We start from the raw sequence: 14,879 nt of genomic DNA, 5'->3' as shown, positions 1-14,879 counted from the left end.
TGCCTACTCCTTCTTATGATAAACTTTAAGTAACTAAAGATAAAGGAGTACTACTATGCTTGAATTAATTGTCTCAGATATGGATGGGACATTACTGGACCGTAACGTTCATGTCCATCCTCAAAATGCCAAAATGTTGATGAAAACCTATAATATGGGAATTCCCTTTATCGTCAGTACTGGTCGTAATTTCACTGAAGCTAAAGCTCTATTAGATGAAGCTGGAATTCGTTGCCCAATCATTGGATTAAACGGTGCTATTTTATTTGGTCGTAACGGTGAAGTCGAATATGAAGTCGCTTTACCCGATGAGACAGCTAAAAATATTATTAAAAAAGGGACTGCTGAAGGCTATTATTTAGAAGCAATGACTTCTAAAAATGTTTATTCTAGCTCTAAAAAGGAACGTATATTAGGAATGACGGAACTCATTCATCGTCAAAATCCTGATCTATCTAGAGAAGAATGTCAACAACGTGCGACACAATCCCATGAGGTAAATGCGATTGAATATCGTGATGATTTACTCGATTTAATTGATAAAGATCACCAAAATATCTTAAAAATAACGGTCCTTCACGTCGACGGACAAAAAGTTTTAAACCCTCTTGCTGAAGAATTAAAAAATGAATTCAAAAACATCTATACAACGAGTTCCTTTGAAAATAATTTAGAAATCTCACGCCAAGGCGCAACGAAAGGCGATGCGATTAAAAAATATTGTGACGACCATGGTTATAATCTAGAAAATATTTTAACAGTTGGTGATAATTTTAATGATGTCACTATGCTAGAAATGGCTGGTTACTCATATGCTATGGGCAATGCTGAACCAGGAGTTAAAGACGTTGCAAAATATGAAACAGATACTAACTATAACGCCGGCGTTGCCAAAGCAATCGCTGATGCTTTAAAAAGAACACAGACAATTTAAATTAGAAAGGGTTTGACATGAAAGAACGTATCGGCTTAATTGACATTGGATCGAACTCTCTACGATTGGTTATTTTTCAAATTGAAGATAATCTATCAATCAAAGAAGTTCAAAATATCAAAATGCCTTCCAGAATATACCAATATATTGATGATGATAAAGTGATGAGCCAAGAAGGTATTGATGTTTTGTGCCATGTCTTGAAAGCCTTTAAACAGGAAACAGAAATTTATCAAACATCTCGTCTCTTACCAAAAGCTACCGCAGCCATTCGACAATCCAAAAATTGTCAGGATATTATCGATCAGGTGAAAGAACGCACGAATATTCAAATTGAGGTTGTTCCAGAGGAAATGGAAGCTTTCTATGGATTTAATGCCATTATCCACTCTATGACAACAACTGATGGCGTTTCTATTGACATTGGCGGTGGATCGACAGAAATTACTCTCTTCAAGGACAAAAAAATTATCGATTCACATTCATTCCCTTTTGGAGCTGTATCATTAAAAAATCAATTTTTTAAAAATACCGATCATAATGATGAAAAAGCCATTGAAAAAACAAGAGAATTTGTCAAGTCTGCCTTTAAGAAAAAAGATTTTATGAAGAAGACAAAATTACCAATTGTTGCCGTTGGTGGGTCTGCCCGGAATGTTGTTCGCGTCCATCAAACAGAAAATAATTATACAATGGCAGGACTTCATAATTACATCATGTCGCCTCAAGATATTACAGATACGTTGGATTTATTTACTGATTTATCTAGCAAAGAATTACGGAAGTTAGATGGTTTAAGTTCAGAACGTGCAGATATTATTATTCCAGCAACTATTGTATTTGATGAACTGATTCAATTTGTCCACGCCTCTCAATTTATTTTTAGTCAACGTGGATTGCGTGAAGGTATTTTATATGAATACATGGAAGAGGAATATCCCGATGCTTTCAATATCAATTACGTGCCGGAACAAACGATTGAACGTCTTACAGGACTATACGATGTTCGAATGACCAATGGCGCTCAACGGATGGTGAATGCGAATAAAATTTATCATGCGTTACACGAAAATGGTAATTTAGATTATAATGAGTATGAGTTAAAATTACTCAATTTTGGGGCCTATCTTTATTACTTAGGAGAAATGATTGAACCAGGAAATGCATCACAACATACGTTTTATCTCATTTCCAATTCGAACCTGAATGGTTTTAACCATAAAGAGCGTATTATGCTAGCAGTGTTAGCAAGTTATAAAAATAAAACCTTATTTAAAGAATACTTGCATAACTTTGGGGACTGGTTTAGCGATGATGAAATCACATACTTACAAAATACAGGAGGCTTGATAAAGTTCTCTGAATGTTTAAATGAAGCGAATACTAATCTCATTAAAGATATTGATTTAGTGAAGAAACAAAATCAAATTATCCTGCGTATTTTTTATACCGGAACATTAATTTCTGAGCTTCATCGGTCTGAAAGTCAGAAAAAACATTTAGAACGAATCATCGATGCAGACATTACGATTGAATTTATTAACGAGTCGTCTTATAAATTGATAAACTAACCCCAAAGCTATCAAGAAAGGATGGGTTCTATGACTAACAACTTAAAATTTGATTATGATAACCCTGATTATTATGATAACCGTGAAGTCTCATGGTTAGGATTTAACTATCGTGTGTTACAAGAAGCTGAAGATACTCGCAATCCCTTACTCGAACGTTTAGGATTCTTGGCTATCGGTAGTTCCAATCTAGATGAGTTCATGATGGTTCGTGTTGCTGGATTACAAGATCAACACTATATGGGTGCTAATTACGTTGATAGTAAAAAACAATGGTCACCAGATGAACAATTAGCAGAAGTGTCTCGTGTCAATAAAGCCAATGTCACTTATCAATACCAACTCTATTATCAATTAATTAAAGAATGTGAAGAACATAATATTCATTTTATTTCAATTCATGAAGCGTCACAAAAAGAATGGTCAAAAATAAAAGACTTTTACTATCAAGCGGTCTTTCCAACTTTAACGCCTTTAGGAATTGATGCTTATCGTCCATTCCCTAACTTAAATAATAAAGTCACACATCTTTTTGTTCATTTATATCGTAATGGAGAAGAACAGACAGCTATTGTCCCTATTCCACCACTTGTTAGTCGTTATTATCACTATCAAGAAAATAACCATCATTTCTTAGTACCAGTTGAAGAAATTATTCAAGCCTTTATTCATGATATGTTTAAAGGATACGAAATCACGAGTTCATTTTTCTTCAGAGTAACCCGTAATGCTGATTTGGATATTCATGAAGATGGTGCTGAAGACTTATTAGCTGTTATTGAAGATTATTTAATTAAGCGTCGTAATGGCCGTTCTGTTCGCTTAGAAGTCGATACTCGTACTAAACACCCCGAAGTATTGGCAGATGATATTGATTACTTAACTCGTCAACTCGAATTAAAAGAACGCGATGTCTACTTAATTAATGGTCCCCTTGATTTAACAGGACTAAATGAAGCCATTGATGACTTAGAAGCTTATTATCCAAATTTAACGTTTAATAAATTTACCCCTGTTTATCCTAAAGAGTTACAAGGCACAAATGTTTTCAAAGCAGCCGATAAAAAAGATTTGTTCTTCCATCATCCATACGATTCTTTCCAACCAATTGTTAAGTTTATCCAGGATGCTGCTAGTGACCCTGACACAATCGCAATCAAACAAACGTTATATCGAGTATCAAATAATTCGCCAATCGTCCAAGCTTTAAAAACAGCAGCTGAGCATGGTAAACAAGTCACCGTATTAGTCGAACTGAAAGCCCGCTTTGACGAAGAAAATAATGTCCAATGGGCAAAAGTGCTAGAAGAAGCCGGATGCCATGTCATTTACGGTAAAACACATCTTAAAACTCATAGTAAAATTGCCATGGTAATGAAACTAAAACATGGAAAACTAAAACGTTATGTCCATTTAGGAACTGGCAATTATAATGACAAAACCGCTCGAATTTATACCGATATGGGAATTATTACAACCAATGATAAAATCGCTCAAGATGCGACTGACTTTTTTAACTACTTAAGTGGGTACTCTAAACAACCTGAATATCATTATTTACATGTATCTCCTTTTGATATTAGGGATACCTATATGGAAGATATCGACCAAGAAATCAAGCAACATAAAAAATATGGTAATGGTCATATTATTGCCAAAATGAATTCACTAACTTCTAAACGTATTATTAAAAAACTTTATGAAGCAAGCCAGGCTGGCGTCAAAGTGGATTTAATTATTCGTGGAATTTGTTGCCTTAATCCAGGAATTCCTGGATTAAGCGAAAATATTCGTGTCATTAGTATCATTGGTCGCTTTTTAGAACACAGTCGTATCTACTGGTTTAATAATAATGGTGACGAAAAATTATTCTTATCATCAGCAGATATGATGACGCGTAATATGATTAAACGTGTTGAAATTGAATTTCCAATTTTAGATGCTGATATTCGTAAAGAGCTTAAAGCGATTTTAAATGTTTACCTTGATGATAATATTAAAGCGCGTTATAAGTTACCGAATAGTCATTATGCCTATGTACGTAACGATGACACCCCTGTTGATGCTCAAATGGTATTTGCCACTAAAGCTGAAATTGAACGCCAAGATCCGAGATCACTACAAACATCTCATAAAAAATGGCTAAATCGCATCCAAAGTCATCTCGCTACTAAAAAAAATAAATAACCTTATGAGTGTGCCTTAGACGACAAAATCTATTTGCCTCTAAGGCACTATTCATGTCATAATGGGGGTCAGTTTACAACACAGCCTTAAGGCAGAAAGAGGAAATAAATGTTAACAGTTAATGATGTCAGTCTTCATTTTTCTGACCGAAAGTTATATGACAATGTCAATCTCGCATTTTCTCCAGGAAATTGCTATGGAATTATCGGTGCAAATGGTGCTGGAAAATCAACCTTTTTAAATATCTTGTCAGGTAAAATTCAACCTTCAACTGGTACAGTCAGTAAAGATCCTGATGAACGTATTTCCGTATTAAGTCAGGACCATTTTGGTTTTGAAGAATTCACTGTATTAGATACGGTCATTATGGGAAATAAACGGTTATATGATATTAAACTGGAAAAGGATGCTATTTATGCAAAACCTGAATTTACCGAAGAGGACGGTGTTCGTGCAGGTGAATTAGAAGCAGAATTTGCTGAATTAAACGGTTGGGAAGCTGATGCTGAAGCGGCGCAATTATTAAAAGGTTTAAATATCGATGAATCGATGCATACGATGCAAATGAGCGAATTACGAGAAAAAGATAAAGTAAAGGTTTTACTTGCTCAAGCACTATTTGGCAATCCAGATATTTTACTTCTCGACGAACCGACTAATGGTTTAGATTCGAATGCCATTGAATGGCTAAGCGAATATATTATTAACTTCCCAAATACTGTCATTGTTGTCTCTCATGACCGCTACTTTTTAAATAAAGTGTGTACTCATATTTGTGATGTTGATTTTGGCAAAATTAAATTATATGTCGGAAATTACGATTTCTGGAAACAATCATCTGAATTAGCTGCTAAATTACAGGCGGATGCTAACGCTAAAAAAGAAGAAAAAATTAAAGAATTGCAAGAATTTATTGCTCGATTTTCAGCAAATGCTTCGAAATCGAAACAAGCAACCTCTCGTAAAAAAATGTTAGAAAAAATTGAATTAGATGATATCGAACCATCAAGTCGTAAGTATCCTTATGTTGGGTTTGAACCTGAAAGAGAAATTGGTAATGACGTTCTTAGTGTCGAAAATCTTTCCAAAACGATTGACGGTGTTAAGGTACTTGATAACATTACGTTTAACATCAGACCAGATGAGAAAGTAGCCTTTGAAAGTCGTAATGATATAGCGACAACAACCTTATTTAAAATTATTATGGGTGAAATGGAACCAGATAGTGGAACTTACAAATGGGGAGTCACCACTTCACAAAGTTATTTAGCCAGAGATAACTCTGAGGAATTTACAGCCAACAACCAAACGATTTTAGAATGGTTACGTCAATATGCGTCGCCAGAAGAACAAGATAATACGTTCTTGAGAAGTTTCCTTGGTCGGATGCTTTTCTCAGGAGAAGATGTTAATAAAGAAGTTTCCGTGCTATCAGGAGGCGAAAAGGTTCGGTGTATGTTATCTAAAATGATGCTCTCTAAGGCTAATGTATTGATTCTAGATGAGCCAACAAATCATTTAGATTTAGAGTCTATTTCCAGTTTAAACGACGGTCTGATTAAATTTAAAGAAGTAGTACTCTTTACATCTCATGACCGTGAATTTGTTGAAACCATCGCGAACCGTATTATCCATGTCAGTCCATCCGGAGTTGTCGATCGTATTAATACCACTTACAGCGATTACTTAAATGATAAGGATACGCAAAAACGCGTGAATCAATTATATTAATGCCTTTTATTTACAAAGATTTACAAAACATTTACTTTAAATCAATAGAGTCGCGTTATACTCTATTTATGGTAACAATTGCGGTTACCTTTCTGGCCCCACAGAAATGAAAAAAGCACCTGCCCCCAACAGGTGTTTTTTATTTTTATATTAAATTTATGTTCACTATTTTTTCATAAATACAATTGCTTTCCTTTACAACCTAAGTAACCGCGGTCTATAATAGCTTAAGCAATATTGTACAGAAAGGAAGGATGATATGGCCTATATTTGGAAATATGTTAAATCCTATAAAGGCTTATTAATTTTAGCTATATTAGGAAATTTAGGTTTTGTTTTAGTTACTTTAGGTCTACCTACCATGCTTGCTAGAATGATTGATGAAGGAATTTTAGTAGATAATGCCGATATTATTTGGCGTTATTTTTTCTTTATGGTTGGGTTAGCTCTAATTGGCTTAGTTGGACGTTTACTGACGATTTATACGTCCAGTAAAATCGTTAATTCAATGACGATGGAAATGCGAAACGATGCTTACCGAAAAATGCATCAACTATCGCATCATGAATTTCAAGAGTTAGGAGTTCCTTCATTAACGACTCGAATTTCTAGTGATGCTTTTATTTTATTACAATTTACTGATATGATTATACGTCAGGGATTTACCGCTCCGATGATGATTATTGTAAGTGTCATCATGATTATCAGGACATCCATTCGCTTAGGTTTGACGATTCTTCCTTTAGCACCCATTATTTTCATCACCGTTTTGTTAATCGCTCGAATTACCTTGCCAATTTCAGAACGTCAGCAGAACTTTCTAGATCGTATTAACCGAGTGCTTCGGGAATCAATCACTGGATTACGTGTTATTCGTGCCTTTAATCGAGAAGATTTTCAAGAAAATCGATTTGCTAAAGCAAATAATGCTTATCGTCAAGAATCAACTACCCTCTTTCGTTGGATGGCAGTAACGCCTGCATTATTCTCAATAATTGTCAACTTAGCTATTATTGCGATTATTTGGTTTGGTTCTGGATATATCGAAAATCAAACGATGCAAGTGGGTACAATCGTCGCTTTTATTGAGTATGTATTTCACGCGTTATTTAGCCTCATGCTATTCGCCAATATTTTTATGATTTATCCACGTGCTCAAGTGTCAGCTGAACGGTTAGAAGAAGTTCTTGAGACACCAATTTCTGTTCAAGAAAAACCAGAAACGGAACAACAAAATGATTCCGAAGAATACGGAACATTAGAGTTTCGTGATGTCGACTTTGCTTATCCGGATGCGGATAAACCGGTCCTTCAACATATCAATTTTAAAACGAAACCTGGTGATACCATTGCCTTTATTGGGTCTACCGGATCAGGAAAATCAACTATTGTTAAATTAATTCCCCGTTTTTATGATGTATCAAAGGGACAAATCTTAGTTGATGGTATTGATGTGCGTGATTATGGTCTTGACAAATTGCGACAAAAAATTGGCTATACGCCACAAAAGGCACTGTTATTTACTGGTGATATTGACGAAAATTTACGTTTTGGTAAATTTGATGCTAGTAAAGAAGATTTGGAGCATGCCACAATGATATCTCAAGCTCAAGAATTTATTCATCGACTTGAAAATCATTACCAAACTCACTTAGCTGAAGGTGGAAATAACCTATCAGGTGGTCAAAAACAACGCCTATCAATTGCTCGATCCATTATCGGTGGTCGCGAAATTTATATTTTTGATGATAGTTTTTCCGCTCTAGACTATAAAACAGACGCGGCATTACGTAAAGCATTAAAAGACGAAACGAAAGATGCCACTACTGTCATTGTCGCTCAACGTGTGGGGACCATTATGCATGCCGACCAAATTATCGTTTTAGATGAAGGACATGTGGCCGCTAAAGGCACGCATGAAGAATTACTTAAAAATTCACCACTCTACTATGAAATCGCGGCATCACAATTAAGTGAGGAGGAATTGCAACAATGAAATTTACGACAATTCTAAAACGCTTATGGGAATACTTACGAAATTACAAAGGTCAGTTCTCAATAGCTATGATTGCCACACTTGTTCAGAACTTTACCTCAGCAATTGAACCTATTGTCATCGGTTTAGCAATTACCGAGCTATCACATAATGTCGTTGATATCGTTAATGGCGTTCCTGATGCTGGAATTAATTACCCTTATATTGCCTGGGTACTTGTTCTTTATTTCATTCGTGGTTTAGGTTTCTTCGGTGGTCAATTTATTGCTCAGTTCACCTTAACCAATGTCGTTCAAAAAGCAATGTTTGACTTACGTAACGACATTTCAACTAAAGCTAGTCGTATTCCGGTATCATATTTTGATAATCATCAAACAGGTGATATTTTGGCGCGTATGACCAATGATGTCGATGCTATTACCAATGCTTTACAACAGTCGTTTATTCAAATGGTCACCGCCGTATTAGGTATCTCTTTTGCCGTTATTAGTATGTTAGTTCTAGACTGGAAGTTAGCTCTAATCTTAATTGCAACTATGCCACTGTCTTACGTACTTAGTCGATATATTCTAGGTCATTCACAAAAAGCTTTCCAAAAAAAAGCGGATGCCTTAGGAGATTTATTTGGATTCACACAAGAACAGTTAAGTGGATTCACGGAAATTAAAGTTTATGGTAAACAAGCGGACACTGTAAAAGAATTCGAAGCTAAAAATGCAGAACTTCGCGATAATGGTTTTAAAGCCAGCTTCATTTCTTCATTAATGATGCCAATTTTAAACTTCGTATCAAATTTTGCTTACGCAGTAGTCGCTATTTTTGGATCTTTTGCGGTTATTGCGGGGTCACTAACGGTCGGAAATTTACAAGCTTTTGTCCAATATGTTTGGCAAATTAATCAACCCATCCAAATGATGACGCAATTAAGTGGAGTGATTCAATCAGCATCTGCTGCTGGTACTCGTGTTTTCACTTTCTTAGATGAACCAGAAGAATATCAAGGTGAAATTACTGATAGCCTACCTGAAAAAGTAGCCGGTGAAGTGGTATTTGATCATGTTCAATTCGGCTACAATCCTGAAAGACCGCTAATGACTGACATTTCTTTCCATGTCAATCCAGGTGAAACAATTGCGGTTGTTGGTCCCACTGGTGCTGGTAAAACGACATTAATTAACCTTCTAATGCGTTTCTACGATGTCGATAAAGGAGCAATTAAAATTGACGGAGTTGATATTAAAAATACATCTCGGCATGATTTACGTAAACATTTTGGTATGGTATTACAAGATGCTTGGTTATACACAGACACCATTAGAGAAAATCTTCGCTTTGGGGATTTAGACGCTAATGACTATGAAGTTCAAGATGCCGCTGAAATTGCGAATGTCGATCACTTTATTAAGACACTCCCTGGTGGTTACGATATGGAAATTAATGAAGAAGCGAACAATATCTCATTAGGTCAAAAACAATTAATAACTATCGCTCGTGCGGTGCTCTCTAATCCTGATATTTTGATATTAGATGAAGCAACCTCATCAGTTGATACTCGCCTTGAACAGTTGATTCAAGAAGCGATGGATAAAGTGATGGAAGGTCGAACAAGCTTTGTGATTGCCCATCGGTTAAGTACGATTAAGAATGCCGATATGATACTCGTTATGCAAAATGGAAACATTACTGAGCATGGTAATCATGAGGAACTAATGGCTAAAGGTGGTTTCTACGCTGACTTATATAATAGTCAATTTGATGATCAAGACCCTGCCGATATACATATGAGCTATTAATCTTCCACTCCATTCCATTCAAATAATAAAAATGGACATAAATAAAGAGGAGGACGTCTCTAATCTTAAAGACGTTCTCCTCTTTTTTATCGTTAACTTTTATAAATTAGCTGAATCCGATTCGACTTCTAATCCTCGAGATTCTAAATTATAATTAATTGTATCTTGGAATAATTGATAGATTAATGACAATGTCGGTACTGACAATAGCATACCAGCAAATCCAAATAAGCCACCACCAATTGTCACAGCAAACATTACCCAAATTCCAGGTAAACCAACGGAATTACCGACAACACGTGGGTAAATGACATTTCCTTCAATTTGTTGGATAACAACGGTTAGAACAATAAACCAGATTCCTTGTTTGAAGCTTACAACAGCAATAAGAATAGCTCCAACAGCTCCCCCGATAATAGCACCAAAGATAGGAATCAATGCCATAACTCCAGTTAATACTGAAACAGATAAACGATATGGAAAACCGAAAATCCACATACTAATGTAAAACATTAAACCTAAAATAAAAGCTTCTACTACTTCACCAGAAATAAAGTTAGAAAAGACTTCGTTAGCTTTCTTACCAACATTAATAATATAATTTGCCCATTCTAAGCTAAATAATCCATAAATTGATTTTTTAAAGTGACGGGTTAACGTTTCTTTTCCTGATAAAATAAATACAGCAAATACAATGGCCACAAAAATATTAAATACTGAATTAATAATACCTGTGATTAACACCACAATCGATCCAAACGCGCCGCCTGCAACTGTTTGTGCCGCATTAATCGCTTGCGATTTAATGGTTTCAATATCTAACGGCATTTCCTCTAATACTCGCATAATTTCAGGATTTTTCGTAATAAAATCATTTATCCAATTAATCCATTTATTAATTTCTTGTGGAACAATACTAATAAACGATGATATTGTTTCTTGTAAATCTGGAAGAACCAAGAAAATTAAAAAGGATAGTACGAGAGTCACAATTAGAAAGCTAAATAAAATTCCTAACATTCGATACCAACTACGGTATTTACCTGTCCATTTTGTGACATACTTCTCAAAAATTCGCAAAGGAATATTTAAAACAAAAGCTAGCCCTGCACCAAGAATAAATGGTAATGTTAGAGCAAAAATCGTATTCCAACCATTACGTATCGCATCAAAATTATTAACTGCCCAAAATAGTAAAATCGCAGCTATAATAATTCCCATTATTTGTTTCGTTCGTTGTGTTGTTTTCATAGCACCCTCCTAATATTTTTTTAGCCATAATTCACTAATGCGATGATGAGCCTCTTTATGAATCACAATGTTCGCGTTGGGACGAGTCGGTAAAATGTATTCATGTAGATTGACCAAATTAATATCATGCCACACTTTAGTCGCATAAGCCATAGCCTCATCCTCAGACATTAAATTGAATTTATAGTAGTAATCACTTGGTGTGTTTCGCGCATTATTGACTAGCAATTTAAATCGTTCATAAAACCATTGCTCAATAATATCTTCATCTGCATTAATATAAATCGACAGATCAAAGAAATCACTTAGATAGATATTCGTATTGCTTGGAAATTGTAATACATTAATCCCCTCAAGAATAACGATATCTGGCTTATCCAAATATTGCATTTTATCTGGAATAATATCGTAAACTTTATGTGAATAGGTAGGGTATGGAATATGTTCATGCCCATTTTTAATTTCTTTGAGAAAATCAATCAAAGCTGGCATATTGTAACTATCGGGGAACCCTTTTTTATCCATTATCCCTTTTTCTTTCAAGATTTTATTAGGATATATAAACCCATCCGTCGTGGCTAATGCGACTTGTAACTCAGGATAAAATTGCGATAAGAAAATTTGTAATAACCGCGCAGCAGTACTCTTTCCGACTGCCACACTACCCGCAATACCAATAATAAACGGCGGCATTGACCGTTTAATACCTAAAAAATAATCCCGTTTATCTGTTAATAGTTTATAATTTTCTAAATAAACGCTAATTAATTCGGTAATAGGTTTATAGACTTCATAAGCATCTTGAGAGGTTAATTCGTCATTTAAAGAAGTAATTTTTTCCAGCTGTTCTTCACTAATCGTCACTTGTCGATGTGGCGATTCATTTGATAAATAGTCGTTCCACTCTTCACGATTGATGACATAATAATCTTTGTTTTCTATCATAATTCTAACCCACTATTTTCGCTCTTCCCATTGAACTTCAATCATACTATGCAATTCTCCTTGGTAATCTGTGATAGCATGTAACGTTGTTACTTCTCCACCCTTAGTGACCATCTCTGTATTGACAGTCACGGACTCCCCTAAAAGAGCCTCCTTATTGTAAGAAATTGTCACACGCTTCTCACGATATTTTTTAAACCATTCTAATCCTAACGCATTAGATAACCACCGAAAATAAACCGCATTATTCACGTGGCCATTCCCATCAATATCTAAAAATTGAACATAATATGTTTTTGTTTGTGATACAGAAGATAATGATTTCGGTAATCGGAGTTGCCGATATTTTGAACGTTGATTTGGAAGTTCATACCAGGACAAGAAAATATCAGGAGTTCTGGCAATTCGTCTCGTATCAAGATGTAATAATGAAAATGTGGTAATAACTTCAACTAGCAAATTCTCATGTTTATCTAAAATTTGGAATTTCCTAAACGTAAAAAATTGGTTAGCATCCGCTATTTCGGTTACAACACGAACACTTTCTGAAAATTTTGGTAATCGATGAATAGTCATTTGATTAGCAGTAATTATCCATCCAAGCTTGTGAGCTTCCATATATGTTCTCATATCTGCATATTGATGCTCATGAGCTTCAGAGGTACGCAACGTTAACTGGATTAAACCGGGTAACGTTATTTGACCAAATTGATTACATAAATCTGTCCAAATCGGCGTTTCGATTGTAAATGATTGCACCTAAATCTCCCCCTATTTATAGGCATCATTTTATCACATTAACTGATAAACCCTAACCTATAAATCATAACATATTAGAGAGTATTGGCGCCTAATAGCTATTATATTACTTAGTTATCATTACTATTAAGAGGAACTAATTGAGCGGAATCATTAAAGAAATATTTATATGATTGATACACAGCTAAACATGACGTAATCGTCCCTGTTGACATCATCATAAAATAAATAAGAATTTGATACATAATGGCACTCATTGGATTTAACCCTGCCATAATCATACCAGTCATCATTCCAGGCAATAGAACCAATCCTACTGTACGTGCTGTATCAATTGTTGGTTGTAAGGAGTCTTTAATGGCTTGTCGAATAATGGTTTTAGAAGCTAACTTCGGTGTTGCACCTAAAGCTAATCGTTCGTTCACGACTTGATACGAATGATTGTAAGCTTGATTTAAATTACGATAACTTAGCCCGATAACATTCATCCCATTACCAACTAGCATCCCATTGATTGGGATTAATTGTGAAGGCACAAAGTCAATAGCACCTGTCAATACTAAAATAACTAATGAGAAGATAACCCCTATCAATAAAGAAATCAGTGAAATTCGAAAAGCATGGGGAATCGCTTCAGCACGTCGTCTAGCGTTCCAAGCAGCATTAACGACCATAAATAAAATCACTAAGATAGTTACCCAACTTAGATTTAAATTAAAGATAAATGTCAAAACATAACCAACAATAATCAATTGAATAATCATTCGTGCCATTGAAATAATGATATCTTTATTTAAACCTAATTTTTCTTTATAGCTAATTCCCATTGCAACTAAAACTAAAGAAAAAGATAAAACCAAAGATGGGATGGATACAGAAATTGAATCCATTATAACTCCCTCCATTCTGCCGTATGATGTTCTAAGTGAATTTCCGCATCTGGTTGAATCAGTTCATCTTCAATATGACTGATCCACATAATAGTTTGTTGATGCTCTTTAGCATGGTTAACTAACCATTTCCAAACACTTTCCCGTAAGTCCTCATCTAATGCTGAAGAAATCTCATCAAGCAATAGCACTTCTGGTTCATACATAAAGTGCCGTATAAGCCCAACCCGTTGTCTTTCTCCTCCAGATAAATTTTTCACTGGTTGATTGAGTTCTAAATACTCTAGATGAAAATCTTTTAATAGTTGTTTGGCACGTTCGCTATCAAACGACTCATTACGTACTTCAGCAGGAAAACGTAAATTATCTTCAATCGTTTTGCCAAACAGTTGTGGCGTTTGCGTAATATAAGACACTTTTTTTCGATAATCCATAGGCGAAATTTCCTTAATATCTCGTCCTTGGTATTGTATTGTACCTGAATCTTTTGGTATAAGAAAGGCAATTAATTTTAGTAATGTACTTTTCCCAGAACCTGAAGCTCCAGTCACTCGAATTTTTTTTCCTTTAGGAATTGATAATTGAATATCATCTAATATCAATTCTTCCTGAGGTTTAAAAGCAACATTTTTTAATTGAATTAATGGTGCCTCCATCCACTCATCTCCTTTTATTAGAATGATTCTATTTTAACATAATAATGATATCATTTGGCTATGATGACTTATATCATAACCATTCCGATTCATAAGCAAGTGAGATAAATGTTTTTGTTTTGCCTAACCCTTTACATTGCTTTCAATCCATAATACGCTATAATAT

11 protein-coding genes are annotated in these 14,879 nt (G+C 34.9%); 6 read left to right on the top strand and 5 right to left on the bottom strand.

Translation table 11 applies throughout. The features are described from left to right. The first annotated feature begins 55 nt into the window (after positions 1-55). The 6 genes from B8955_RS02045 (at position 56) to B8955_RS02020 (ending at position 10,212) form a co-directional block, all read left to right on the top strand. Positions 56-934 (top strand): Cof-type HAD-IIB family hydrolase, encoded by an 879-nt coding sequence (locus B8955_RS02045; RefSeq protein ID WP_084098041.1) that lies wholly within the window; start codon positions 56-58, stop codon positions 932-934. 17 nt (positions 935-951) lie between these two features. Continuing rightward, the gene (locus B8955_RS02040) at positions 952-2,505 is read left to right on the top strand and encodes a Ppx/GppA family phosphatase (RefSeq protein WP_084098039.1); all 1,554 of its coding nucleotides are present in this window, start codon (positions 952-954) and stop codon (positions 2,503-2,505) included. 30 nt (positions 2,506-2,535) lie between these two features. Beyond that, positions 2,536-4,692: an RNA degradosome polyphosphate kinase gene (locus B8955_RS02035; RefSeq protein WP_084098037.1), complete on the top strand. Its 2,157-nt coding sequence runs from the start codon at positions 2,536-2,538 to the stop codon at positions 4,690-4,692. A gap of 108 nt (positions 4,693-4,800) precedes the next feature. Further along, positions 4,801-6,423, top strand: a complete 1,623-nt coding sequence (locus B8955_RS02030; RefSeq protein WP_084098035.1) for an ABC-F family ATP-binding cassette domain-containing protein — start codon at positions 4,801-4,803, stop codon at positions 6,421-6,423. A 259-nt stretch (positions 6,424-6,682) separates the two neighbouring features. After that, entirely contained in the window at positions 6,683-8,419 is a 1,737-nt protein-coding gene (locus B8955_RS02025) for an ABC transporter ATP-binding protein (RefSeq protein WP_084098033.1), read from the top strand. Further along, positions 8,416-10,212 carry an ABC transporter ATP-binding protein gene (locus B8955_RS02020; RefSeq protein WP_084098031.1) on the top strand — a complete coding sequence of 599 codons (1,797 nt, stop codon included), beginning with the start codon at positions 8,416-8,418 and terminating at the stop codon, positions 10,210-10,212. Before B8955_RS02025 ends, B8955_RS02020 begins: the two co-directional genes overlap by 4 nt. A 99-nt stretch (positions 10,213-10,311) precedes the next feature. Here the strand turns inward: B8955_RS02020 and B8955_RS02015 are convergent, their stop codons facing one another. From B8955_RS02015 to B8955_RS01995, 5 genes are all read right to left on the bottom strand, one after another. Continuing rightward, a complete protein-coding gene (locus B8955_RS02015) occupies positions 10,312-11,463 on the bottom strand; it encodes an AI-2E family transporter (protein ID WP_084098029.1) in 1,152 nt (383 codons plus the stop codon). A gap of 9 nt (positions 11,464-11,472) precedes the next feature. Then, on the bottom strand, positions 11,473-12,408 hold the full coding sequence (coaA, locus tag B8955_RS02010) for a type I pantothenate kinase (protein WP_084098028.1): 936 nt from the start codon (positions 12,406-12,408) through the stop codon (positions 11,473-11,475). Between the two features lie 12 nt (positions 12,409-12,420). Further along, a complete protein-coding gene (locus tag B8955_RS02005; protein ID WP_084098026.1) occupies positions 12,421-13,167 on the bottom strand; it encodes an acyl-[acyl-carrier-protein] thioesterase in 747 nt (248 codons plus the stop codon). 110 nt (positions 13,168-13,277) lie between these two features. Continuing rightward, positions 13,278-14,057 (bottom strand): ABC transporter permease, encoded by a 780-nt coding sequence (locus B8955_RS02000; protein WP_084098024.1) that lies wholly within the window; start codon positions 14,055-14,057, stop codon positions 13,278-13,280. After that, on the bottom strand, positions 14,057-14,713 hold the full coding sequence (locus B8955_RS01995; protein WP_084098022.1) for an ABC transporter ATP-binding protein: 657 nt from the start codon (positions 14,711-14,713) through the stop codon (positions 14,057-14,059). Before B8955_RS01995 ends, B8955_RS02000 begins: the two co-directional genes overlap by 1 nt. Positions 14,714-14,879: the final 166 nt, after the last annotated feature.

Source organism: Aerococcus suis, assembly GCF_900176325.1.
Taxonomy (GTDB): Bacteria; Bacillota; Bacilli; order Lactobacillales; family Aerococcaceae; genus Aerococcus; species Aerococcus suis.
This window is presented reverse-complemented; position numbering and strand designations above follow the sequence as displayed.

Excerpts from the sequence above, each read along its gene's own strand:
- B8955_RS02045 (WP_084098041.1), top strand. The coding sequence starts at position 56 with ATGCTTGAATTAATTGTCTCAGATATGGATGGGACATTACTGGACCGT.
- B8955_RS02015 (WP_084098029.1), bottom strand. The coding sequence starts at position 11,463 with ATGAAAACAACACAACGAACGAAACAAATAATGGGAATTATTATAGCT.
- B8955_RS02040 (WP_084098039.1), top strand. The coding sequence starts at position 952 with ATGAAAGAACGTATCGGCTTAATTGACATTGGATCGAACTCTCTACGA.
- B8955_RS02035 (WP_084098037.1), top strand. The coding sequence starts at position 2,536 with ATGACTAACAACTTAAAATTTGATTATGATAACCCTGATTATTATGAT.
- B8955_RS02020 (WP_084098031.1), top strand. The coding sequence starts at position 8,416 with ATGAAATTTACGACAATTCTAAAACGCTTATGGGAATACTTACGAAAT.
- B8955_RS02030 (WP_084098035.1), top strand. The coding sequence starts at position 4,801 with ATGTTAACAGTTAATGATGTCAGTCTTCATTTTTCTGACCGAAAGTTA.
- B8955_RS01995 (WP_084098022.1), bottom strand. The coding sequence starts at position 14,713 with ATGGAGGCACCATTAATTCAATTAAAAAATGTTGCTTTTAAACCTCAG.
- coaA (WP_084098028.1), bottom strand. The coding sequence starts at position 12,408 with ATGATAGAAAACAAAGATTATTATGTCATCAATCGTGAAGAGTGGAAC.
- B8955_RS02025 (WP_084098033.1), top strand. The coding sequence starts at position 6,683 with ATGGCCTATATTTGGAAATATGTTAAATCCTATAAAGGCTTATTAATT.
- B8955_RS02000 (WP_084098024.1), bottom strand. The coding sequence starts at position 14,057 with ATGGATTCAATTTCTGTATCCATCCCATCTTTGGTTTTATCTTTTTCT.